The organism is Erwinia sp. S43 (assembly GCF_016624745.1).
In the GTDB taxonomy this organism is placed as follows: domain Bacteria; phylum Pseudomonadota; class Gammaproteobacteria; order Enterobacterales; family Enterobacteriaceae; genus Erwinia; species Erwinia coffeiphila.
Genome location: NZ_JACVTX010000001.1, coordinates 275,354 through 298,696 on the forward strand (window position 1 = coordinate 275,354; position 23,343 = coordinate 298,696).

Here is a 23,343-nt window from a genome sequence, read left to right on the forward strand (position 1 = left end):
GCAGATAACCTGAATTGAAAGAAGAACCCAGCTTAATCCCTATCAATAATGATTATTAGCCGCTAAAAATTAATCATTGCGTTATCAAAAATGGGATGATGAACGCAAGATTATTACCCGGATGGTGCACGATGCCGCTCGAATTTACACCGTTGAAATGAGCAAAACGAATTCAATTTATGTCAGGCGAAAAACCTGTTTACTGATAATCGGTGAGGGCAACGGGCCACTAAGGGCCCGTATATTCTCAGGCAGAAAGCGTCGCCAGACGGGCAGCGAAGCCCATAAACAGCAGTGCAATAATACCGTTTCCAGCGCGCGAGACATTCTGACGCTGACGGAAAAATGTTGCCATCGCTGCGCCGCCAAATATCAGCAGGGAGAGATAAATAAAGCTGAAGGCTTCCAGGATAGCCGCCAGCAGGAAATAGGACAGGCCGGTATGTGCATAGTTATAATCAATAAACTGCACAAAAAACGAGATATAAAACAGAATAGCTTTAGGGTTGGTCAGGCTCAGGGTCAGCGACTTTCTGAAAACATTTTCCTGACTAAGGCTGACCGTTTCGCTGCGATGACTTTTAGCAAAAAAATTGGCGTGAATAATTCTGACACCAAGGTAGAGCAGATAAAAAGCCCCCAGTAAACGCACCAGGGTAAATAACAGCGGCGACGCTTTGATAATCGAGGCTACGCCGATAAAGGACAGGAAAATCAACAGGGCATCGCCGGTGAACACGCCCAGCGCAGCGCGATATCCGGCGACAACACCTCTGGATGCGGCGGTCTTCAGCACGTAAATCGAGTTCGGGCCTGGCGCAATAATAATTAACAGCAGGCCCGCAATATATGTCCAGAGATTGATAACACCAAATTGTTCCAGTAACACCCCGACCTCCATGATAATCAGACTTGCACAGACCTTTACAGCCAGACGCAGATTGCAGGTCAGTATTCTAGCGCCTGATGTCGTCAGGGTTAACTTCTTTCGCAAAATCAGTGATGCAGCGTGTCAAGATCCTCTGCCATCAGTCCGGTAACGGCAAGAACTGAGTCAGCATCCATTCCACGGATAAGAAGTGAGCGGGCAATGGTCAGTGCGGCTTCACGCTTACCTTTAATCACTCCCTGTTCTTCACCAAGGAGAATACCTTTCTTAACGCCAATCTGTTCAAGCTGTTGGGCAATAGTCATCAGTCCGTCCTTATGCTGAGGCATCCTTTGTGCCAGTTCCCGTACGAAAGCAGACGCATCCGGGGCTTCCCCTGTCTGCACCAGGTAGTTTACCAGCGAAACTAACTGCTGTCCTGTGAGATAGCCTGCAATTAAAACGGTACAAAGCCGATCGAGTAATTCTGTCAGATCGCGCTGGTGGATATGTTTCTGCAACAGTGTCAATGCGGCCATACTGCGGTGGTGCATAATGTCGTCGTCGGGGATTACCGTAACATCAATTAGAGGAAAATCTTCGCGATACAGTTTTTCCGCCAGACCGGGATCGTAAAATTCCTGCAGCCAGTTGGTCGAATACGGATAGGGGCTACGTCTGCCGTTATAAAACAGAAACGGAATAACCAGCGGAAGACGGCTGTGACCTGCATCAAGATGGCGCTGCATTGCCGCGATGGCATAGCGCATCAGACGAAACGCCATATGTCTGTCGGGTGATGATTGATGTTCAATCAGGATATGAATATAACCTTCACCGGAGGTGGTTTTTACGCTGTAAAGCACATCGCTGTAAAAGGCGCGCAGGTTTTCTTCAACAAAGCTGCCTGATTCCAGCTTCAAGGTGCTGAGATCGCAAAGCGCGTAAATTTGCTCAGGCAGGTGCAGCGCGATAAAGTCTCGCGCCGTATCTGGATGGCTTAGGAATGTTTTAAATACCGCATCATGCGGAACGGATGTCGTCCGTGTCATCGTCCTGGTCGCTGGCTGTTGAAATATAAAACTCTACATCAGCGCCAGGCGTGTTTCCGATTGGCTAGTAAATTTCTGGAGGTACCTTCAGAGATTATTTTGTGGATGTAACATTGCCGATATTGGCGCAGGTTTAGTTAAACCCGTTCTCCATAAAATCAACCATCGCACCTTTGTGTGCATCGACATTCCGGATATAACGCATCAGGGTTTCCGGTTTTTTCCACGTGCCTTCCTGCATAATTTGCGGAACGGAATAGCCCTGCCGGGCCATATCCTGGGCGGCCCCGACGCGGGCACTGTGTCCGCTCCATCCCTGATAGCGACCTTTATTTTTCTTCGCGGGCGTAGCCGGACCTACCTCGCGCCACGCCTGCAAAAAAATATTTTCCAGCGCCGGGAGCGTTAACGGCCTGGCACTGTTGATCCTGGCCGAATTAGAACGGTGAACGGGGCAGAACAGGTAAGCATCCGGTTCGGCTGCCAGCCCGGAAATCATCAGCCATTCCGTCAGACGCTGCGAGGAGTGGCTGCTCAGCGCTTTAATCAGCCCGCCGGTCTGAACAATGGTTTTGGTCCACGCCACGTCCAGAATAATTCGTCCATCCTCCGTCCGGCTAATATCGCCCACCCGCAGGCGGGCAAGTTCACTGACGCGCAGCAGGGTGTTGTAGGCAAGATGCAAAAAAGCCAGGTCCCGGACCTGCTGCAGTCGGTCCGATCCTGCCCAGCGTGCATCCAGCCGGGAAAGATCGCTCAGCCGAAAAGGCACGGCCTGGCCGGTGCGTTCGCCGCTGACGACCGCACTGCGGTTAATCTTTTTGAGGGTGCGAAACACCAGCGGCGAAGTGCCGGGAGACACCAGACCCGCATTTCGATGCAGCATAGCGATCAGCGCGGCATGGCTGGCAATAGTTGAAGAAGACCGACCGCTGCTCTGTAGCCAGGACAGGTAGTCACGCAGATCGGCAGGGGAGATCGGGAAAAAAGTTCGGCCATGTTCTTCCGCCCAGCGATAGCAAATGCGCATCACGCTGAGCAACTGCCGCCAGGTGTTTGGCGAGAAGGCATCTTTGTCCTCGACGAATTCTTCAAGCGTTGTTCGCATCGCATCGCCAGCTGTTGAAGAAAGAAAAAAGGACTGATTCTGAATGGGTTTGGTCATTTTACTCTCTGCCTTCCCGTGACGACTTAAGACCGGCCATCCGGTCAAATGTACCGTCACGCAGAACGAACCGGTGGTAAAGCGCCGCCAGAATATGCACGGCCATGATGCCGCAGAGCACCCATGCCAGCAGGGCGTGCAGCGCATTGGCCGGTGCGATCATCCAGCCGATTTCCGTGCCGGTTTCCGGAATGAGGGGCAGTCCCCAGGGGCTCCATCCCTCGCCGCTGCCGTACACGCGCAGAAGAGCAATCGCCGGGATGATAAACATCAGGGCATACAGCATCAGATGAGCGACGTGGGCGGCGGTGCCCATCCATCCCGATGAACGGGGCGGGCGGCGGCGACGGTTGATGACTCCCCATGCGGCACGCACGACGACGAGCGCGATGGTCAGCAGACCAACCGTGCCATGATCGGGACCGAACCTGGCGATGTTTTCGACAGTTTCTGAAGGGCTGAACGCCTTCCAGCTCAACGCCATGATCAACTGCCAGAGAAGCAGGTAAGCCATTCCCCAGTGCAGGATGCGGGTGACCAGGCCGTAACGTTCGGGCGTGTCCATCCACTGGCGGCCGGTACGATTGGAATCTTTCATGCTGCACCTTCCGGGGTAGCGGGGAGAAAAGAGGGCAGGTATTGGATGAATTCTGTCATATTTGCTGAATAAATCGCCTGTCATTACCATCGATCGCGCTACGTGAATTCTGCTGAATCGGCAGAGGGATTATGCGCAATCTTTCACGTAGCGACGCCATTTTTTACTGTAGAATTGCCCGGTTGCAGCCCGGGCAAAATCAGGTGCTCAGACGGACGGCAAAGTCCGATCCCGCAGCGGATCGTATGATAGCGGAATTTTGATCCCAGATCCTGACTTTATATAATGCCTATTATATAAAGTTAGAAAACGATCCGATAGATCTTCTTTATAATTATTGATATTTATCATCAGGTTAGATTGTGAAGGGCGGCTGCGGTTTTATCATCGCGATCCCGTGAACAGAATGCGAATCTGCATTAGCGGAATCCCGAGGGTTCAATACCGTATCGATCGCTGAACTGCCTGCTAAAGCTGGTCACGGAACTGTAGCCGACGCGGCCCGCCACCGTTTTTACCGGAAGATCGGAGGACATCAACAAACGCAGCGCTTCTGCCACGCGGGCCTCGATAATAATCGCCCGCAGGCTGGTGGATTCAGCGGCCAGACGGCGGCGCAGCGTGGCTCCACTAAAACCCAGCTGCTGTTCTATTTCAGCGGCATGCCATAAATGGGCAGGATCTTTTGCTACCATTCGGCGAATCTTCATTGCCAGGCCAGGATCTCGTGCGCGCAGCAATCCGTGGCAGCCCATGGCATAAAGCATCAGCACCACTTCGACCATGGCATGGAGAGAAAGAGGGCGTATACCGCCAGTCATCGCCTTAACCCAGCGCTTAAGCGGTGCAAGCAGATCGCCGACGGACACGGCAACCACATCGCCAATCTCCTGTGGCGCGGGGTCGGCAAGCAGCAGCCGCGCGGCCTCCAGCTGTTCCTCCGCCAGCGACAGGCTCAGCGCAACAAATTCTCCGCTGATTTTGCAGGGGGCATACTCGATGTCCAGGCTTCTGGCATTCGGAACCACCAGCATCTCACCGGGGTGTACGGTTACCCAGTCACCGTTTTCCCGATAGCTGAAAGTGCCCTGAAGTGGAAAAGAGAAGGTCGCGACTTCCGCCTCAAAGCGTTTTACCTGATGGGTTTTCACCGCGCGCAGGCAAACGCAGGGCAACGGCGACTGAGAGCGCGCAAGCTGGAGCAGCTGGTGAAGCAAATGCTGCACCTCAACATCATGGGTTTCAGAAACCTGCATAGGACCGTCAAAAGGGAAATGGAGTTTTTACTATATGCCGCCCGGGTCTGTTTTCTCAAGCGGCCTGTGCTTTCATCGCGTTTTAACCTCAGATCGCTGGCGACCAGAGGTCGTAGTCCAGCGCAAATGTTGCGCCGTCACGTTTTACTTTACCGGTTGTGGGCAGATTAAAATGCATCCCGCTGACCGACAAATTATCACTGACTGCGCGGTCAAGCAGCTGATGACGCACCGCCGATGCTGAAACCGGATCGCTATCGAAGGCAATAGTCACCTCTGGCTGGGCAATCTGAATATGAGGGAAATGCACAATATCTCCCCAAATCAGCAGCGATTCGCGCTCATCTCCCAGTAAATAACCGCTATGGCCCGGCGTGTGACCAAACAGAGGAACTGCCTGAATGCCTGGCAGAATCGCTTCCTGACGGAACGGCACCAGCCGGTCGTCATAGGCGTTAAAGGCGTTTCTTGCCAGATCGATAAACGGGCGTTGGGCGTCCGGCACGCTGGCATAGCGATTTTCATCCCGCCAGAAAGCCAGCTCTTTTTCATGCACAAACAGCTGCTGTACGTTGCGGAAAAGAGGCGTTTGTAATGGACCGGCCAGGCCACCGATATGATCGGGATGGGCGTGTGTCAGCAAAACGGTATCAATCTGCAGCGGATCGATACCCGCGGCGGCCAGCGCCACCTGCAGCCGACCGCCCCAGCCGTTAACGCCACCGGCACCGCTGTCGATCAGAATGGTGCGATCCGGCGTCTGGACAACATAAACGTTGATATTGATACGCGGCACGGCTGGCGCACCGCGCCGTTCCAGCAGCGCTTCAGCACACGAGCCGTCAATGCCGGACAGCAATTCAAACGACACGTCCAGATATCCGTCGCTGAGCATTGTCACCTGCATGTTGCCGATTTTTTTGCGGTTAATGGCCGGTGCCTGCCAGGTAAGCTGAGTCATTGTTTTCTCCGTGAGCCGATTTCATTCAGTCAAATCATGCCGTTAAGCATAGCAAGACCGATCTCATCGTTTCGCTCACTTTGGCTCGCCAAACGCTCAATCCATCGCATTCACTTCATGAATAAGATCAATCAACGCTCGAAGCGCGACTGGAATATGGTGTCTTCCTGCATAGTAAAGTGACAGACCGGGCATCGGCTGTAGCCATGGAGATAACACGCTAACCAGCTCGCCGTTGCGCAGCTCATTTTCGATATACCAGCGTGGTATCTGCGCAATGCCTGAATCATGCCGTACGGCAGAAAGCATCAGCTGCGGGGAATCAAGGATCAGCGGACCAGGCACATGCAGCGTGAAGATTTCCCCTTGACGATGGAACTGCCAGCCAGAAGGCAGCCCGCCGGGCAGGCGTCCGCGAATGCACTGATGATGCATCAGATCTTCCGGCCTTTGCGGCGGGGGATGGCGATCGAAATAAGCCGCAGAAGCCACCACTGCCAGCGGGATTTCACCGGAAATAGGCACCCGGATCATATCCTGCGGCACGCTATGGCTTGACCGTATTCCGGCATCAAATCCTTCACCGATAACATCCACCATCCGTCCATCGGTAACGATATCCAACGTCATTTCCGGATAGCGTTGCAAATAGCGATGCAGAATCGGTGTAAAAATCATCAGTGCGGCACCCAGCGCACAGTTAATCCTTAACGTACCCGACGGCGACAGGCTTCGGCCGCTGGCTTCTTCCATCGCCTGCTGGATCTCGGCCACGGCAGGGCCAATCCGTTCGACAAACTGCTTGCCTGCATCCGTCAGTGAAACGCTGCGGGTAGTGCGGTGAAACAACCTGATGCCCAGTCGGGATTCCAGTCCGGCGACAGTATTACTCACCGCCGAGGTTGACATCGACAGCTCCAGCGCCGCCGCGCGAAATCCCCGCCGCCTGGCCACGGCCAGTACCACATTCAAGTCTGTCACATCTCTGGACATTGTTTCGATTTCCGGGATTCTTCATGCCTGATTAACTATATTATCAAAACAATAAGCCATCGATACACTCCATTCTTCTTCCCCATCAAGACAGAACAGGAGCCATGCCATGTGGTATATCGACAAGGCCTATATAGGCGGTAAATTTGTTGCAGTCAGCGGCAGCAAGGAAATTGAGAGTATTAATCCGGCAAATGAAAAGGTTATTGGCCGCGTGCGTCTGGCGGATCGCAATGATGCCCGGCGGGCGATTATTGCCGCATCACAGGCGCAAAACCGACTACGGGAAACCTCCCGAAAAGATCGTGTTGAGATGCTGATGGCGCTCAAGTCTGCCGTTTTACGCCGGACGGCAGATCTTCAGCAGGCCACTATTGAGGAATATGGCGGGCCGCTTTCTCGTTCACGCTGGGTCAGTCAGTATGCTTCGCAGTGTTTTTCCGATGCTGCGGATACATTACAAAATTACCCCTTTACGAAGAAAATCGGTGCGGCAACGGTGGTCATGGAGCCTGTTGGCGTGTCGGCACTTATCGCACCGTGGAACAGCGTGACGGGCTCGGTATGCAGCAAGCTGGCCTTTTCACTGGCTGCGGGCTGTGCATCGGTGATTAAACCCAGTGAACTGGGGGCGATGCAGACGCAGGTGCTGGCGGAAGCGCTGCACGAGGCCGGTCTGCCCGATGGGGTGTTTAACATTCTGCTGGGCAATGGCGACGATGTTGGCGATGAAATCTGCCGACATCCGCTGATTGCCAGAATCTCTTTCACCGGTTCAACGGCCACCGGTAAAAACATTTCCCGTACGGCCACTGAAACACTAAAACGCGTCACGCTTGGACTGACGGGAAAATCCGCTTCGATTCTGCTGGATGATGCCGATCTTAACGTTGCGATTCCGCTGGCGATAAACGCTGCATTTCTCAATAACGGACAGGCCTGTGTTGCAGGGTCTCGGCTTCTGGTGCCAGAGTCGCTCTTAGAAGACGTCATCACGCGGGTCCGATTGCATGTTTCCACGTTGAAAACGGGGCTGCCGGACGATCCGGCGACGGAGATCGGTCCTCTGGCTAACCAGAGCCAGTACGATCGCATCCAGCGCTACATCCGCCTGGGCATTGAACAGGGCGCGGAGATTATCGTGGGCGGTGAGGGACGACCGGACGGATTGAAAAATGGCTTCTTCGTCAGGCCGACGGTCTTTGCAAAGGTGGAAAACCAGATGGATATCGCCCGTGAAGAGATTTTTGGCCCGGTACTGTCCATCATCAGCTATAGCAATCGGGACGATGCCATCCGTATTGCCAACGACTCGCTCTACGGACTTCAGGCGTATGTGTTTACCTCCAACACAGAAAGAGCGTTACACATTTCCCGCCATCTTCAGGCGGGCAGCGTGCTGATCAATCGCATTACCCCTGAACTTCTGGCCCCATTTGGGGGCGTTAAGCAGTCCGGTATCGGGCGCGAATTTGGTATTTTTGGACTCGAATCCTTCCTGGAAGCCAAGTCCATTGTAACGGGTTAGCGTTCGCGGAAAGGCCACGTCGGTGCCAGAGACATCATTTCGCCGATGCCTCTGGTCGCTGACCTCACTCAGCTACGCGCTTCGCTTAACAGCTGCTGTATAACCTGCTCCTGCTGTTCGTAATCACCTTCGCCAAAAGCGGTATAGCGCAACTGGCCCCTGGCATCAAAAATGTAGTGTGCGGGCCAGTACTGATTACCGAAGCGGTTCCAGATGGCATAGTTGTTATCGGTGACCACGGCGTAGGGCAGTTTCCAGCGGGCGATAGCAGCGGAAACCGCCTGCGCATCGCGCTCCCAGGGATACTCAGGGGTATGAACTCCCACCACCACCAGCCCCTGGCTCTGGTATTTATTGGCCCAGTCGCGTACGTGCGGCAAAGTGTGCTGACAGTTAATGCAGTCAAACGTCCAGAAATCAATCAGTACCACTTTACCCTTGAGCGAATCAGGAGTGAGGGGTTCTCCGTTCAGCCAGCCGGTATCGCCGGTCAGCGATGGCAGTGCGCTGCTGGTTTGCTGAACGGCTACCGGCTGCAGTTTGATCTGCGGCTGCGGGCGGGCAAAGTGCTCGCTCAACCGCTGCTCAAGGCGCTGGGCAAATTCCGGTCCGCTCTGTAGCTGGCTCTGCGCACCGCTGGCAACCAGCGCCACCGACCCGAGCATCAGCCCGCCCGCCAGCTGGCGAAAACGGGTGGTGATCATCATCCCCGGCCGCATCCGAGCCAGCAGTTCACGACCGGCAAACCAGAGCAGAGCCAGCATCGCGGCACATCCGCTGCCGTAAGCGGTCAGCAGCAGTGCAACGGATACCGATGATGTGCCGCTGACCGAAAGGCTGAGGATTGCGCCCAGTATCGGTCCGGCGCAGGGTGACCACAGCAGGCCAATGGCCATCCCGGATAGCAGGGCTGCGGCCAGCCCCTGCTGACGATAGCTTTCATCGTTAATCCGGTTGCCGAGGGCAAGCAGCGGACGGCTGAGCCACTGGGCCACTCGGGAGGAGAGCAGCGTTAATGCAACGAGGGTGAGAAAACCGAGTGCTATCCAGCGCCCGGCGGCGGTAACGCCGGTAACCCACTGACTGGTCACCGACACCAGCAGTGCCACGGCGGTAAACATCAACACCATTCCGCCGAGCAATGCGATAATTTTACCTCTGCTCCCGCGCACGCTGGCAAATACAAAGGGGATCACGGGCAGAGTACAGGGGCTGAGTAAGGTCAGCATTCCGGCAATAAAAGCAATCAACAGCGTCATAGAGAAACTCCTTCAATAGCAAACGAGGTCAGGGTCTGCCTCCTCGGGCAGTGGGCCTATTTAACCGCTCGAATGTATTGGTGGTGTTTCTCGATCTGGCCGATTTTGTCAGCTCGTTTATCTGCGGGCGATAGCGATACACTTTGCTACAAACGCGTCTCACGCAGCATCACGGCCGCCTGCAATCCTCCCTGAGGCAGGTTACTGAGCGTCAGCGTGCCGTTCATCTGACCGACCAGCTGCGACGCAATCGCCAGCCCCAGCCCCGTGCCGCCGGTGTGGCGACTGCGGGAGTTTTCCAGCCGATAGAAGGGTTCCAGCACCGCCTGCAGCTCCCGTTCGGGAATACCGGGGCCGCCGTCGCGCACGCAGAATTCAACGCCGCCGGGGCCGGGCGGGAAAAGCACAATGTCGGCACGATGACCGAATTTAAGTGCATTATCGGTCAGATTAGTGATGACCCGCCGCAGCGCCTGCGGGCGAACGCTAAAACGATCGTCGCCGTCACACGGTGTAAAACTCACCGGCAGCCCGATATCCTGATAATCGCAGGCAAGGGTGTCGAAAAAGGCATTCAGGCTGACGGTTTGCGGTTTCTCTTCCAGCCCACCCGCGCTGCGGGCGTAAGCAATCCCTTCACGAACCAGCCGACTCATTTGATCCAGATCGCTGAGTAGCTTATCGCGCAGATCCGGCTGTTCCGACATCTCCACGCGCAGCTTCATCCGGGTAATCGGCGTTTGCAGATCGTGTGAAATGGCCGCAAGAATTTGCGATTTCTCTTTCAAATGTTCATGTATACGGTTCTGCATATCATTAAACGCGCGGGCGGCCTGGCGAACCTCCAGCGGGCCGCCTTCCGGCATCGGCTGGATAGCCGGTGAGGCTGGCTTCAGGGTATCAACTGCGCGAATAAACTGCGTGAATGGCCGTGTGACCTGGCGAACCGCAAACCAGCCGCAGCCGATCAGCAGCATCAGCTGGGCGAACAGGACTAGCGGTAACCAGGTGGCAATGGCAGGCATGTGAGGCCAGAGATTAATAGTCAGCGGGCTGCCATCATGCAGGCGAAGGTGGACCTGAATATGTTCGCGGCTGCCCGGAAGGGAGACGATCGTCATCGGCCACGTACTACCCAGCGCGGCCTTCAGGGAGTTAACCGCATCGCGCGAACGCAGGCTGGTGGGGGGATGCCCGGTCTCACCCGGCGACAGCTCGTAGCTGTAGTTTCCTCGCGCCAGTCGGCTCAGCCACTGCGGGCGCTCGGCCGCAGGAAGCCTGTCGAGGATCGCCACGCTGGTGGCAACATCGTACTCCAGATTCCCCAGCATCACCGTTTTGGCACTGCTCATGCGTTCAATCAGCAGACTGGCCAGCGTCATGCCGTTAGCCAGCAGCAGACCAAGCGTGACAATCAGCAGCAGGCGGGCCAGCAGTGTTCGTGGCCACAGCCTCATTCGAGAGCCTCTTTGATAATGGCGGCGGCAGCCAGTACATAGCCTTCACTGCGGACCGTCTTGATCAGCAACGGTTCCCGCGCATCTTCCCGCAGCCGCTGGCGGAGCCGACTGACCAACAGGTCGATGGAGCGTTCAAACAGCTCCGCATCGCGCCCCTGGGTCAGATTCAGCAGCCGATCGCGGGACAGCACCCGCTGCGGATGATCGAGAAAAACCCGCAGCAGTCGATATTCCGCACCGCTCAGCGCCACCACCGTTCCCTGCGTATCCAGCAAATGTCGGGAGGTGGTATCCAACTGCCAGTCGCCAAAAGCAATGATCCGTCCGGCTTCCGTCACCTGCAAATTCGGCGGCAGGGCGCGCGTGCGGCGGAGGATCGCTTTGATCCTCGCCAGCAGTTCCCGGGCAACAAACGGTTTCACCAGGTAATCATCAGCGCCCATCTCCAGCCCAAGAATACGGTCAGCGTCTTCTCCGCGCGCGGTGAGCATCAGTATGGGCATATTTTTCTGCGGGTCGCTGCGCAGCTGACGACACAGCGTCAGAACGTCATCGCCCGGCATCATAATATCCAGTACGACCAGGTCGATATGCCTGTTCCCCAGTACCGACCGCATCTCGCGACCGTTCGCCGCCCCGGTTGCGGCCTAGCCTGATTTAATCAGGTAGTCGACGATCAGCTCACGAATGTCGCGATCGTCATCCACCACCAGTATGTGATCGATATGTTCCAGGGGAGGCTCCTTAGTTACATGCCCGCTGCGTCAACGACGGCCTGAACGAATCGCTCAGGATCTTCCTGCGGAGGATTGTGTCCGATATTACCGCTAAACGTGCGGTGTTCATATTTCCCGCTGAACTTAGCCCGATAGGCCGCCGGGGCCGGATGCGGTGCACCGTTGTTATCGCCTTCAATGGTGATGGTCGGTACGCCGATAGTGGGGAGCGCCGCCAGCTTTTGTTCATAGTCCGCGTACTTTTCTTCACTCTTTTCCAGACCTAACCGCCAGCGGTAGTTACTGAGAGTGATCGCGACGTGGTCGGGATTGTCCAGCGCGCGGGCGCTTTTCTCGAAGGTGGCATCGGTGAATTTCCAGCCTGGCGACGCCTGCTGCCAGATCAGCCGGGCAAAATCTTTGGTGTTTTCAGCATAGCCTTTAGCACCGCGTTCGGTGGCGAAGTAAAACTGATACCACCACTGCAGTTCGGCCTGCGGCGGCAGCGGTTTACGGCCAAGCTCCTGGCTACCAATCAGATAGCCACTTACCGATACCAGAGACTTAACGCGTTCCGGCCACAGGGCCGCGACAATATCGGCGGTGCGTGCCCCCCAGTCATAACCGGCGAAAACCGCCTGCCTGATATTCAGGGCATTCATCAGATCGACCACGTCCTTCGCCATTGCCGCCGGTTCGCCGTTGCGCGGGGTTTTATCCGACAGGAAGCGCGTGGCGCCGTAGCCGCGCAGCCATGGAACAATCACCCGATAACCTTTAGCCGCCAGTTGCGGTGCCACCCGGGAGTAACTTTGAATATCGTAGGGCCAGCCGTGCAGCAGAATAACCGGCTGACCATCGCGTGGGCCGATATCCACATAGCCGACGTTCAGCACGCCCGCATTAATCTGCTTAATCTGTTCAAATCCGGTGCTGTAGTCCTGAACCGTCTGCGTTGCTGATGCCTGGCAGGCTGCAATCATAGCCATGGTGCCCAGCAGTAATGGCGATATGCGTGTTTTCATTGTGTACCTCAGGAGTTGTTTTGTTTGTTGAGGCTATGAAAACACGCTGATGTATGCGGAATGTTTTTATCTTTGCGGGTTGTGCATCAACCTGTATCGCTTAATAAGGCAGATACAGTGTGATACAAAAATCCCGCAGGACAGCCCGGAGCGAGGATTGCGTGCGGTGCGTGATAGTCATGTTCGGTGGGGTCAACACGTTAATTTGCGGTCAGCCACTGTCGCTGACCGTTGCGCGTGTTGATGGGGTAAAATGGAGGATAACTTTGGGGCCGATCAGTTGGCGTCAAAAATCACATAAACCTTACGCATCTGCGTTTCCACCACCCAGGTTCCCTGCGTATTGGCTTCGAAAAACAGCGTATCGCCGCCTTTAAAGCTGACCGGTTCTTCACCGTCGGTGGTGAAGGTGCCACTGCCGCTGAGAATATGCATGACTTCCGCCTGCTTCACGCCGCGACGATAGCTGCCCGCCGAGCATTCAAAGATACCGGTATCGATATCCTCCTTGCCGGGGATTTTTTTCTCCAGCCCAAAGACCTTAATCGGCGGGCTGCCCGGTAAACCTTCCACGCTACCGCACGCTTCAAGGGATTCAATGGCGGCGGGTTGTGCAATTTTCTGTACTTTCATTTCAGGGTATTCCTTGCAGTGGATGCCGGAGCAACATCGTAAGGTGATGAAAAAAATCAGATTAATGACGTGATGGCATTAAGATTAGCGAATTGATTAAGCAGATGGTCTGATTTATCGGCAGGGGTTTAACATTTTCACGCGAAAATGAGCGAGGTTAAGGCAGGAAATTTTTGCTATGCCGGGAAAAGGTCGCCCGTTGTCCGTCAGGAGCGGGGCAACCTTTTTCAGCACCTGGCGACAGCAGGCTTATTGCCCGGTCGTCGCCCGTTGGCGTAGCTTACTCCAGCCAGCAGCGATCGCCGTCGCAGACTACCTTTTTACCTGGCTTATCCTCCGCCGGGATATTCTTCTGGCACTGCGCGGCCAGATCGTTAAGCGCCTGGATAATATCCTCATGCAGGCCAGCGTGCTGCGCCGCGTCTATTGCCTTCAGTGCATACTGATGCGCATCCTGCCAGGCTTCCTGCCGGAATCTGACCAGCGTCAGGCTGCGGGCGATATGGCACCGGGTGATCCATTCACCGCTTTCCACCGCCTGGCTTTCAGCTTCCAGAAGCGTATCGGCGGCAAAGGCGAGCAGGGCATCCTGACGATCGATTTCCGGATTCACCTCTATACCGTCAACGATGATATAGCCGAGATCCTGGCGGAGTCTTTCCGTCGAGTCGCCGAATTTTTCTTTCAGTTGGCGGGCGTAGCTCAGCGCCGCATCTCCGCAGGGCAGCCGCAGCATCAGGGCCAGTTTCTCCAGCCCCAGCACCTGTTCCAGGCCCGGATTCTCAGCGAATGCGGCTTCGCAGGCGGCAATCGCGCCAGGCAGATCTTTATCGGCGGAGAAGGCTATCAGCTGCTTTTCCAGCACTTTCCTTTCCGCCACCATGCTGTCTTTTACCCACTGCCGGTACTCACTGGCCGCACGTTCAATATCAAACGTACCGGCGACAACCTCGGCCAGCGGCGCATCCAGCTCCATTGGGTGACCAAACCAGGCGATACGGCCCTGCCGGTCAATCAGGAAAGCCGTGGGGATACCCTCCTGCCAGCTTGGCTTCAGCCAGCTGCCGGGGATATCACCCGGCTGTTCTGCCGTTGCCGCCGGGTTAAAGGCCAGGGTATAGCCCATTTCAGCCTCGCGTTCGCTGGCGAATTGACGCACTTCGTTAATATCGTCTTCCCAGATCGCGGCACCGAGTATCGTCACCTGCGGATATTGCTGCTGTAGCTGGCTGAGATGCGGGAAGGTGGCGACACAAGGCCCGCACCAGGTAGCCCAGCACTCCAGTACATAAACCTGGCCGGGTTCAAACGCGGTAAACGCCTGCCCCTTGATAAATTCCAGGCGTGGGAATGAAGGCGCGGCATCGCCGATAAATAACGGGTTAACTGACATAGTGACTCCGGTAATGTTAACTGCCTGCTTATTCGCGCAGGGGATTTAATAGTGACCTGCCAGCAGGGTGATGAATTGCGCTTTCAGCCGTTCGCGATCCTCTCGGATCTGTTTCTCTATATTGTCGATCAGTGTGAAATAATCGGGATTGTCGGCGATAAGCCTGCCGACAATATCGCTGCGCAGCGTTGTCAGCTGCTCTTCTGAATATTCTCCGGCTTGATTGGCAGTGTGATTCGCCAGCGCTTCTTCAAAGCGTTGATTAATTTCCTGCTCGCGCTGCTGCCACTGAGCACTCCAACCGCAGCGTATCCTGGCAACATGGTAGTTAAGGCCCTGTACGGGCGACAGCAGGTCGGTAAACAGGGTGACCGACTCAGCGAGCGGCCAGCACAGCGCTTCCAGAAGTGCGATAAGGTAATAATTCAATATCGAATCATCCGGCGACTGCGGCAAATCCATTACCGCCTGCTGCACACTCTGCCAGGGCGCAGCGTTCCCCGGCAGCGGCGGGCTGGCGCGATGCAGCGCCGTCAGCCTCTCCAGCAGAGTCAGGATCGGCGGTGCAATCTCTTCGCGGCACACTTCCAGTTGTTCCTGCACCGTGCCCAGCAGTGCGCTTAACATCGCGGGTTCAATGCCGCTGAGATCCTGGCCCGCAGCCAGAGAGGTAAACCACTCTCGCGCCCAGTGGATATCGAACGCCTCATCCTCAAACGCAAGCCGGTCGGCGAGCAGGGCAAAAGACGCGGGGAGGCCGGTCACGCTAACGTAATCGTCCAGCCCGCCGCGCACCGCGCAGCCGCTGAAGGTGCCGGACTCGCCCTGCCAGAAAGCGCCGTGAGGATGAATTTTTCCGCTCAGCCAGCTGTTTTCAAGCTGGCTGAGCACCTGCTGTTTTCGTTGCGGGCTGCCGCCAAAGGCGATACTCATACGGCGGGTCCCTTGTCTGATTGTCCCAGCCAGGCGTTCAGGCGCAGTTTATTCATCACGCCGCTGTAGCGCGCCACTTCACTACCGTGACGGAACAGGATCAGCGTCGGAATGCTGCGAACCGCCAGCAGGCTGGCAATCTCGGGCCGCTCGTCGATGTTGACCTTCACCACCGCCAGTTCTCCGTTGCGCTGCCGCGCCGTTTCATCGATCAGCGGGGCAATCATCTGGCAGGGCTGGCACCATTCGGCCCAAAAATCCAGCAGCACCGTTGCCTCTCCGGCCAGCAGATCGCCCAGCAGGTCCGCATGTTGATCGTCGGTTTTTTCTGTCACAGCGCTGTCTCCTGCGGTAGAACGTTGAGCGAGCTCAGTCCCGGTAAGTCGTTGTCTTTCAATCGGATGACCGGCAGTTCTGGCGGCAGTGCGCGACAGATATCCGCTTCTGCCTCAGCCATGTCCGCCACCACCACCCACGCCATATCTAGCGGCTTGATTAAGGTCGCCGCCAGCCGTTGCAGATCGTCGGTGGTCAGGGCGGACAGCTGTTGCGCATATCGTTGCCAGTAGTCATCGGTTTTTTGCTGGACAACGATAAAGCGGACATCCTGCAGCTGCTGACCTACGCCCTCCGAACCGCCGCGCAGCCGCAGCAGCTCTCCCCGGCGGAATTTTTCCAGCTCTTCCGCCGTTACGGGCCGCTCGCCGTCGATCGCCGTCAGCTGATGCCAGACTTCATTCAGGGCATCGCCGCTGCAGTCGGCCTGCACGGTGGTGTAGAACCCCTGAATCCGTGCGGCTCTGGCCTGGGTCAGGATGCCGTGAACGCCGTAGGTCCAGTTATGTTCTTCACGCAGCGAGGCGTTAAGCCGGGAAGCGAAGCCGTTGAGCAGCGCCTCATGCAGCAGGTTGAAAGCCGCATCGTCCTGCGTTTCACCCGGTGGGATCAGCGAGGCGGCGGCGATGGTCGTCTGGCTTACTCCAGGTTTATCAATCAGATACACGACGGCCGCACTGGCGGTCAGTGCCGGCAGAACCAGGCTTTCGCTGGCGGATTCACTGCGCCAGTCGCCAAACAGCGTATTCAGCTGGCTGATGAGGGCATCGAAATCACCGCTACCGGCAATCACAAGCTGCGCGCCGTCCGGCACCAGCAGCCGCTGCTGATGTTCTGACAGACCGGTAAAGCTCATCTCCGCCAGCGTGGCGGGCGTACCGGAGCCGAACAGCGGCTGGGCGTAAGGGTGCCCGGCGGAGAACAAAGTCTGCGACAGCAGCAGGGAAACCATGCCGTCCGCCGTGTTGAGGTGGGATTCCAGTCGATTAATTTTACGACTGCGGCTGCGTTCAAACTCCTGTTCGGTAAAGTGGCTGTGACGCACGCGGGCAGAGAACAGTGCCAGCGATTCGCCCAGACGAGAAGTCAGCGCCCGCAGCGTAACCAGCATATTGTCCTGGCCGATACTGATATCCATATCCGCGCCCAGGCGCTCAGCGCGATCGGCTATCTCATCGGCGGTGAAATCCCCGGCTCCGCATTCAGAAAGCAGCTGGCTCAGCAGCTGTCCGGCCCCCGCCGTGGCAAATACATCCCACGAAGAACCGCGCGGGATAACCAGCGAGATCAGCGTTTCCGGCTGCTGCGGGCGGGAGGAGAAAATAACCGGCATGCCGTTATCCAGCCGCGCACGCTGCAGCTCAGGCTGGGCGAACTCACCGGATAGTACGATCGGCGGCACTTCTCGTGGCGGCGACGGAATTTCCGCACTGCGGGCGGTGAACGGAATAATATGCAGACTGTAGCGGTCTTCATTTAACCAGCGTGCGGCGGTCTGGCGAAGCGTCTCGCCGCTGACGGTCGCAACGCTGTTCAGCAACCGGCTGTAGCCCTGCGCATCGCCGAGCATGCCGACGCTGAAAGAGAGCAGATCGGCGATATCCGTCACCGTCGAATAGCTTTTCAGCGCGCTGGTCAGATAAACCTCACGTACCCGTTCCAGGTTATCTGCCGGGGTGCCGCTGGCGATAAAATCGGCCAGAATTGCCAGAATCGCCGCCTCCAGTTCAGCGGGAGAAGCACCGTTCTGGGCCTGGGCCGAAATGGTCAGCTGGCTGCACACCAGCCCCGGATCGATCCACGCATTTACAAAGGTCGCTATCGCCGACTCCTGTACCAGCTGCCGGTGCATCACCGACAGCACGCCGTGGGTCAAAAGCTGCGGCAGCAGCAGCAGGGCGGTGGTATCCGCATCACCGTACGGCGGTAAATTCCAGCTCAGCATCACGCGGGCATGGGTCACCCGATCTTCGAGGATCTCCCTGCGCCCGCCCTGGATCGCACTGACCCAAACTGCGGGGCGCTGTAGCGGCTCGCCCGTTGGGATATGTGCAAAAAATCGGCTGACTTTTTCTTTTGCCGTTGCCAAATCAATGGCCCCAGCCAGCGTCAGCACTGCGTTTGAAGGGCGATACCAGCGCTGGAACCAGGCGCGGGCATCCTCCAGCGTGGCATTTTTAAGATCGGCTTCTTCGCCCAGCACGGTATGCGCGTAGGGATGGCCGACCGGGAAGCAAGCCTTGATACTACGTACCGACGCCATGCCATAGGGGGCGCTTTCACGCTCCTGTTTTTCGTTCAGCACCACGTTTAGCTGGCGATCCAGCACGTCCTGCTGGAGTCCTTCAAGAAAATGCCCCATGCGATCGGATTCCGCAAACAGGGCAAAATCCAGCGCCTCCAGCGGTACGGTCTGATAATAATTGGTGCGATCGCGGCTGGTGGTGCCGTTCACCTGTAATGCTCCGGCCTCGAGCATCCGTTCCAGATACGAGCCGGGCAGGTTGCCACTGCCGCCAAACATCAGATGCTCGAACAGATGGGCAAAGCCGGTTTTCCCTGCGGGCTCATCCTTCGCCCCCACGCGATACCAGACGTTCACCGCCACCACCGGCGACTGGTGATTTTCGTGAACGATCACGGTTAAGCCGTTTTCCAGGGTGAAAGTTTCACAGGGAATGGCCAGCGTATCGCTATCCGACAGCGCTCCTGCGCTATGCTGTTCGTTCAGATTTTGTGTATTCATGCAAACTCTCGATTAACCTGCTGCTGATTATCAGAATGTCCCGTCAACGCTAACCACCACATTGCGCGGCGCACCGTACCAGTTACCGGAGTCCACGCCGCCGGTGGTGCCGTAATAGCGGCGATCGAACAGGTTGTTGACGTTGAGCGCCACCGACCACTGGTCGTTAAACTTGTACGCGGTGCGGGCAGAAAACACGCTGTAGAAACCCTGACCAAACTGGTAGGCCACGTAGTTATCGTCGCAGGTGCCGTCGGCATTGACCTTGCCGCACACTTCACCGGCGGTGAAGCTGCGGGTCTGCGCAATCACGCCCAAACCGACGCGGGTTTTATTCAGATATTCGTTGCCGCTGAGCTGAAAATCATTCCACAGCTTGAACATATGCTTCGGTGTAAAGGACGACAGCGTTTTGTCCTGACTGGTGCTTTCCGGGTCGGGACGGGTTTTATTGTTGTTATAGGAATAACCAAAATTCACCGACCAGCGCGGCAGTGGTTCACCGGTAATATCGAAATCAACCCCTTCACTGGTTTCTTCAGCACTGCTCAGGCGATAGCAGCCGAGAGAGCAGTTGAAATTCAGGCTATCGAACTGCGCACCGTCACGACGCAGGGCGCGGTAGGCGGAAAGCGAGGCGTTGGTCGATCCGTTGCTGTATTTCACCCCGATCTCTTTGGTACTGCCGGTCATCGGCGGCAGCGGCGTATCGTTGGCGGTGCGCATATAGGCCTGGAACTGATAAAGATCGGTATAGCTGCCGTACACCGACCATTCCGGTGAAAAGTCGTAGCGCAGCGCGTAGTAAGGCACCGACGTGCGTGACGTTTTCACATTAAGCCCGACGACATCCACCACCTGATAGTTGGCGTCGTAGCGATCCCAGCGAACTGCGGACTGGAAGTGCAGATCCGGCAGAAAGGCCAGCAGTACGGCGTCAATTTTCGCCATCAGGTTCGCGCTGTTATAGCGGGCGAGGGTTGAGCCTTCTGGCTCCCAGTCGGGTTCGGGAACAGAGAGAGAGGCATCGCCGTAGGCGCGGTTATATGAGGTGCCGGTATACTTGTTTTTCTGATAGCTGCCGGAGAAGGAAACCTGCTGCGGCAGGGAGAAAACATCAAACTTTCCCACCAGATTGGCATCGGCCAGATACTGCTTGCCGATGGCATCCTCCGCGTTCATATCGGTATAGCGCGCATCGTCGATCAGATCCGGCACTGCGCCCACCAGCGATCCCTGGCGATTGGTGTAGTCCTGACTGAAGTAAGTCAGTTGAGAATTCAGCGCCCAGTGTTCCCCCAGCTCCTGTTTCAGTTGGGTAAACAGTTCGCGGGAGATCAGCTGACGATGGCTCCACGGCAGGGCCAGGCTGGTATCCCGGGCGTAATGCGCGTCCGCGCCGGACTGATAGCGCGACAGGCCGCCTTCCCACGGCAGATTCTTTTTCTGCGTGTAGCTGCCGCCGACAGAAAACAGCGTGGTGGGCGTCAGATCGGCTTCGAGAATACCGTAAAGCAGGCGGGTGCTGTCGCCGGAGGGATGATAATACTGATCCTTATCCTGCCAGGTGGCGACGGCGCGGCCGCGCAGTTTGCCATCAAACGCCAGCGGGCCGGTGACATCAACCGACGAGCGATAGTCATTCCACGAACCGGCCTGTACACTAACCGCAACCTGGCCGTGATCCAGCGGTCGTTTACGAGTCAGGTTAATACTGCCGCCGGGAGAACTGCTGCCGACGCTGTTCAGGCTGTCGCCGCCGCGCAGAATTTCCGCATGGTCAAACATCGACATATCGAAAGAGGAGAAAGAACTGTCGCCGTTGGAGATATTGTCATACAGCTGAATAGGCGTGCCGCCGTCCAGCTGAATATTGGTGACCCGCCAGCCGCGCGAATAATATTCCTCGTTGCCACCGGTTTGCCTGACGGTGATCCCGGCCACTTTTGACATTACGCCATCCAGATCGGTCAGGTTCTGATCTTTAATTTGCTTGCTGGTAATGACGCTAACGCTTTGCGGCGTTTCCTTCAGCGACTGTGGTGTTTTCGAGCCGATGCTGACCGCCGTGGTGGTGTAGCTGTCGCTGCCCTCGGTGGCTGTCACATCGGTACTGCCGTTGCCGCCGCCTTCCGCGACGGTGGCATCGGCGTCCACCCTCACCGCATCCAGCACGTTTGCACCGCCGCCGGACGGCGTGCCGATCAGCGTGACGGCGTTATTCTGGCTGTCGAGAGTAAAGCTTAACGCGCTGCCCGCCAGCAGCTGGTTCAGCGCCTGCGTTGCGCTGAATTTCCCACTCACTCCCTGAGTTGCGTGTCCGTCGGTTAAGCTGCTGGGCGCAATTAACTGTAGCCCGCTCTGCATACTGAACTGCAGCAGCGCGGTGCCTAAATTACCGGCCGGTATGTGATATTCCGTTAGCGAATTCGTCGATTGCTGCGTATTTTCCGCAGAAGCGGAATAAACTACTGATGAGGGTAAAAATAACGCTGCTGCTATCATTAACGACAATGTTTTTATATTCATCTTGCCTTGCTTCACCATTGAATCCCCGGAGTCATGACTGTTTTAAATAAAACGTAATGACTATTTAAAAACCTCACTGCCTTTAAAAATAACTTCTTCACGTTTTTTTTCAGGCGGATTTAATTGATGTTCCTGCTGCTGCTGAACATCAATAACGGACGTATTCAGGTCAATACACCATTTTCCTTTCGGCTGTAATAGCAGCATTTCTTTATGGAATTCGGTAATTGAAGGGCGATGCCCGACGCTGATAAAGGTGGTGCCGATATCGGCCAGCAGCAGATAAAGACGGCGTTCAGTATCGATATCCACCGCGCTGGTGGCTTCGTCGAGGAAGGCGAACCGGGGCCTGGCGAGCAGCACGCGGGCAAAGCCAATCCGCTGCTGCTCGCCGAGCGACAGCACTTTCCCCCAGTCGCGCACACTGTTGAAATCGCCGTATTTCTCGCAGAGGTCGGGCAGGCTGACCTTCTTCAGGCAGGCCTGAAGCTCATCATCCGACACCTCGCGTTCAGTGTTGGGATACAGCAGCTGGGCACGCAGGTTAGCCAGAATCATGTAGGGACGCTGCGGCAGGAAAAAGCACTCTTCAATCGCGGGCATGACGATTTCTCCGCGCCCACGCTGCCACAGCCCGGCCATCGCGCGCAGCAGCGAGCTTTTACCGACCCCGGTCTGCCCCTGGATCAGCAGATGTTCACCGGGCGAAACGGTCAACGAGAGATCCTGCACCAGCGCCTGCTCTCCGCCCGGCGTTTCCAGGCTGACGTTATACAGGGCGATCAGCGGGCCGCGCCGGATGCGGATGCTGTGCTGCTTTTCATCTTCACGCTGCTGGTCCAGTTCATCAAAGCGTTCGACAATCTGCGCAAGGCGTACCGCGCTCGGTGCCATACTGGCGATAGTCGGGATAAACTGGGACAGGGTGGTCAGGGCGGTCATCATCTGCGTGGCGGCGGTGGTGGCCATGGCAATGGCACCGAACTCAATTTTGTTTTCAAAAAACAGCGGGGCGATCAGAAAGAACGGCGCCAGGTTCCACAGCTGGCCCATACCGAAGTTGATCATCGACATTTTCAGCTGGTAGATCAGAATGGCCATCCGGCTGTCGGTGGCGCTGGCCAGCCGTCCGTCAATCTGCTTCTTTTCCGTCTTTTCACCGCGATAAAACGCCACGGTTTCCGCATTATCCCGGACGTGCAGCAGGCCGTAGCGTAAATCGGCTTCCGCGACCGTGCTGTTAAAATTCAGCCGAATCATCGGGGTGTACATCACCAGGGTTATCGCGGTGGAAATCACCGCGTAGATAATCACGTACCACATCATTGTTTCGCTGATCGACGCAATAATAATTCCGCCGGTGAGCAGCCCCATCAGCTGGCTGATGATTTGCAGTGGGATGCCGGTCAGTACGGTGACAAACGGGTCAACATCGCCCTGAATACGCTGGTCGGGGTTATCCAGATCCTCATGCACCGTGATGTTGTAGTAGGTGCGGTGGCGCAGGTAGCGGCTCACCAGCCAGTCGGTCAGCCAGCTGCGCCAGCGCACAATCAGCACGCTGCTCATGTAATACATCACCGACTGAATGAACCAGGTCGCCACAGTAACGGCGGTGATCAGCCAGAACAGGCTGGCGTAGGTACTCTGCTTGCGCGCCACAATGGCGTTGGTCATCTCGGCCGTCAGGTTAGCGGTCCAGTAACCGATGGCGGCAAACGAGGGCGTCATCAGCAACAGCACCGACATCAGCAGCCACCAGCGGCGGTGATCGCGCTGCCGCCAGAACGGAAACGTCAGCATCCCTATCCGGCGCATCAGCAGGCGGGAGATACGGTAATCTTTTTTATTAATTTCGGGGGTTTTGCTGTCTTTCATCGCACAGCTCCCGG

The 23,343-nt window shown here is 56.4% G+C and carries 18 protein-coding genes and 1 pseudogene; 1 reads left to right on the forward strand and 18 read right to left on the reverse strand.

Features of this window, described 5'->3' with window-relative positions:
• Positions 1-247 precede the first annotated feature (247 nt).
• The 7 genes from leuE to IBT47_RS01360 form a co-directional block, all read right to left on the reverse strand.
• On the reverse strand, positions 248-901 hold the full coding sequence (gene leuE, locus IBT47_RS01330; RefSeq protein WP_200558832.1) for a leucine efflux protein LeuE: 654 nt from the start codon (positions 899-901) through the stop codon (positions 248-250).
• A gap of 95 nt (positions 902-996) precedes the next feature.
• Positions 997-1,920 (reverse strand): Rpn family recombination-promoting nuclease/putative transposase, encoded by a 924-nt coding sequence (locus IBT47_RS01335; protein WP_200558833.1) that lies wholly within the window; start codon positions 1,918-1,920, stop codon positions 997-999.
• A gap of 133 nt (positions 1,921-2,053) precedes the next feature.
• Positions 2,054-3,028: a tyrosine-type recombinase/integrase gene (locus IBT47_RS01340; RefSeq protein WP_234471630.1), complete on the reverse strand. Its 975-nt coding sequence runs from the start codon at positions 3,026-3,028 to the stop codon at positions 2,054-2,056.
• Positions 3,029-3,086: 58 nt separating this feature from the next.
• On the reverse strand, positions 3,087-3,683 hold the full coding sequence (locus tag IBT47_RS01345) for a cytochrome b (RefSeq protein ID WP_200558835.1): 597 nt from the start codon (positions 3,681-3,683) through the stop codon (positions 3,087-3,089).
• Positions 3,684-4,102: 419 nt separating this feature from the next.
• Positions 4,103-4,939 carry a helix-turn-helix transcriptional regulator gene (locus IBT47_RS01350; RefSeq protein WP_200558836.1) on the reverse strand — a complete coding sequence of 279 codons (837 nt, stop codon included), beginning with the start codon at positions 4,937-4,939 and terminating at the stop codon, positions 4,103-4,105.
• Positions 4,940-5,027: 88 nt separating this feature from the next.
• Positions 5,028-5,900: an MBL fold metallo-hydrolase gene (locus IBT47_RS01355; RefSeq protein WP_200558837.1), complete on the reverse strand. Its 873-nt coding sequence runs from the start codon at positions 5,898-5,900 to the stop codon at positions 5,028-5,030.
• Between the two features lie 96 nt (positions 5,901-5,996).
• Complete coding sequence (locus IBT47_RS01360) at positions 5,997-6,893, reverse strand: LysR family transcriptional regulator (RefSeq protein ID WP_200558838.1); 897 nt, start codon at positions 6,891-6,893, stop codon at positions 5,997-5,999.
• A 109-nt stretch (positions 6,894-7,002) separates the two neighbouring features.
• Between IBT47_RS01360 and IBT47_RS01365 the strand changes: the two genes are divergently transcribed.
• Positions 7,003-8,421 (forward strand): aldehyde dehydrogenase family protein, encoded by a 1,419-nt coding sequence (locus IBT47_RS01365; protein ID WP_200558839.1) that lies wholly within the window; start codon positions 7,003-7,005, stop codon positions 8,419-8,421.
• 68 nt (positions 8,422-8,489) lie between these two features.
• Here IBT47_RS01365 and IBT47_RS01370 read toward each other — a convergent pair whose 3' ends face one another.
• The 11 genes and pseudogenes from IBT47_RS01370 to IBT47_RS01420 all read right to left on the reverse strand — a co-directional run bounded on the left by IBT47_RS01370 (position 8,490) and on the right by IBT47_RS01420 (position 23,329).
• Positions 8,490-9,680, reverse strand: a complete 1,191-nt coding sequence (locus IBT47_RS01370) for a cytochrome c biogenesis protein DipZ (protein ID WP_200558840.1) — start codon at positions 9,678-9,680, stop codon at positions 8,490-8,492.
• A 146-nt stretch (positions 9,681-9,826) separates the two neighbouring features.
• On the reverse strand, positions 9,827-11,137 hold the full coding sequence (locus IBT47_RS01375; protein ID WP_200558841.1) for an ATP-binding protein: 1,311 nt from the start codon (positions 11,135-11,137) through the stop codon (positions 9,827-9,829).
• Positions 11,134-11,874: pseudogene (locus IBT47_RS01380) on the reverse strand (response regulator). The gene IBT47_RS01375 and the pseudogene IBT47_RS01380 overlap by 4 nt, the downstream one beginning before the upstream one ends.
• A 14-nt stretch (positions 11,875-11,888) precedes the next feature.
• Positions 11,889-12,881 carry an alpha/beta fold hydrolase gene (locus tag IBT47_RS01385; protein ID WP_200558842.1) on the reverse strand — a complete coding sequence of 331 codons (993 nt, stop codon included), beginning with the start codon at positions 12,879-12,881 and terminating at the stop codon, positions 11,889-11,891.
• A 276-nt stretch (positions 12,882-13,157) separates the two neighbouring features.
• The gene (locus tag IBT47_RS01390; RefSeq protein WP_200546430.1) at positions 13,158-13,514 is read right to left on the reverse strand and encodes a cupin domain-containing protein; all 357 of its coding nucleotides are present in this window, start codon (positions 13,512-13,514) and stop codon (positions 13,158-13,160) included.
• Between the two features lie 280 nt (positions 13,515-13,794).
• Positions 13,795-14,907 (reverse strand): TlpA disulfide reductase family protein, encoded by a 1,113-nt coding sequence (locus tag IBT47_RS01395; protein ID WP_200558843.1) that lies wholly within the window; start codon positions 14,905-14,907, stop codon positions 13,795-13,797.
• 45 nt (positions 14,908-14,952) lie between these two features.
• Positions 14,953-15,840, reverse strand: coding sequence for a hypothetical protein (locus IBT47_RS01400; RefSeq protein ID WP_200558844.1), 888 nt, complete (start codon positions 15,838-15,840; stop codon positions 14,953-14,955).
• A complete protein-coding gene (trxA, locus tag IBT47_RS01405; RefSeq protein WP_200558845.1) occupies positions 15,837-16,175 on the reverse strand; it encodes a thioredoxin in 339 nt (112 codons plus the stop codon). The genes IBT47_RS01400 and trxA overlap by 4 nt, the downstream gene beginning before the upstream one ends.
• The gene (locus IBT47_RS01410; protein ID WP_200558846.1) at positions 16,172-18,922 is read right to left on the reverse strand and encodes a pitrilysin family protein; all 2,751 of its coding nucleotides are present in this window, start codon (positions 18,920-18,922) and stop codon (positions 16,172-16,174) included. Before IBT47_RS01410 ends, trxA begins: the two co-directional genes overlap by 4 nt.
• A 30-nt stretch (positions 18,923-18,952) precedes the next feature.
• Positions 18,953-21,451 (reverse strand): TonB-dependent receptor, encoded by a 2,499-nt coding sequence (locus IBT47_RS01415; protein WP_200558847.1) that lies wholly within the window; start codon positions 21,449-21,451, stop codon positions 18,953-18,955.
• Positions 21,452-21,511: 60 nt separating this feature from the next.
• Positions 21,512-23,329 (reverse strand): ABC transporter ATP-binding protein/permease, encoded by a 1,818-nt coding sequence (locus IBT47_RS01420; RefSeq protein ID WP_200558848.1) that lies wholly within the window; start codon positions 23,327-23,329, stop codon positions 21,512-21,514.
• Positions 23,330-23,343 lie beyond the last annotated feature (14 nt).

Excerpts from the sequence above, each read along its gene's own strand:
- leuE (WP_200558832.1), bottom strand. The coding sequence starts at position 901 with ATGGAGGTCGGGGTGTTACTGGAACAATTTGGTGTTATCAATCTCTGG.
- IBT47_RS01335 (WP_200558833.1), bottom strand. The coding sequence starts at position 1,920 with ATGACACGGACGACATCCGTTCCGCATGATGCGGTATTTAAAACATTC.
- IBT47_RS01340 (WP_234471630.1), bottom strand. The coding sequence starts at position 3,028 with ATGCGAACAACGCTTGAAGAATTCGTCGAGGACAAAGATGCCTTCTCG.
- IBT47_RS01345 (WP_200558835.1), bottom strand. The coding sequence starts at position 3,683 with ATGAAAGATTCCAATCGTACCGGCCGCCAGTGGATGGACACGCCCGAA.
- IBT47_RS01350 (WP_200558836.1), bottom strand. The coding sequence starts at position 4,939 with ATGCAGGTTTCTGAAACCCATGATGTTGAGGTGCAGCATTTGCTTCAC.
- IBT47_RS01355 (WP_200558837.1), bottom strand. The coding sequence starts at position 5,900 with ATGACTCAGCTTACCTGGCAGGCACCGGCCATTAACCGCAAAAAAATC.
- IBT47_RS01360 (WP_200558838.1), bottom strand. The coding sequence starts at position 6,893 with ATGTCCAGAGATGTGACAGACTTGAATGTGGTACTGGCCGTGGCCAGG.
- IBT47_RS01365 (WP_200558839.1), top strand. The coding sequence starts at position 7,003 with ATGTGGTATATCGACAAGGCCTATATAGGCGGTAAATTTGTTGCAGTC.
- IBT47_RS01370 (WP_200558840.1), bottom strand. The coding sequence starts at position 9,680 with ATGACGCTGTTGATTGCTTTTATTGCCGGAATGCTGACCTTACTCAGC.
- IBT47_RS01375 (WP_200558841.1), bottom strand. The coding sequence starts at position 11,137 with ATGAGGCTGTGGCCACGAACACTGCTGGCCCGCCTGCTGCTGATTGTC.
- IBT47_RS01385 (WP_200558842.1), bottom strand. The coding sequence starts at position 12,881 with ATGAAAACACGCATATCGCCATTACTGCTGGGCACCATGGCTATGATT.
- IBT47_RS01390 (WP_200546430.1), bottom strand. The coding sequence starts at position 13,514 with ATGAAAGTACAGAAAATTGCACAACCCGCCGCCATTGAATCCCTTGAA.
- IBT47_RS01395 (WP_200558843.1), bottom strand. The coding sequence starts at position 14,907 with ATGTCAGTTAACCCGTTATTTATCGGCGATGCCGCGCCTTCATTCCCA.
- IBT47_RS01400 (WP_200558844.1), bottom strand. The coding sequence starts at position 15,840 with ATGAGTATCGCCTTTGGCGGCAGCCCGCAACGAAAACAGCAGGTGCTC.
- IBT47_RS01410 (WP_200558846.1), bottom strand. The coding sequence starts at position 18,922 with ATGAATACACAAAATCTGAACGAACAGCATAGCGCAGGAGCGCTGTCG.
- IBT47_RS01415 (WP_200558847.1), bottom strand. The coding sequence starts at position 21,451 with ATGAATATAAAAACATTGTCGTTAATGATAGCAGCAGCGTTATTTTTA.
- IBT47_RS01420 (WP_200558848.1), bottom strand. The coding sequence starts at position 23,329 with ATGAAAGACAGCAAAACCCCCGAAATTAATAAAAAAGATTACCGTATC.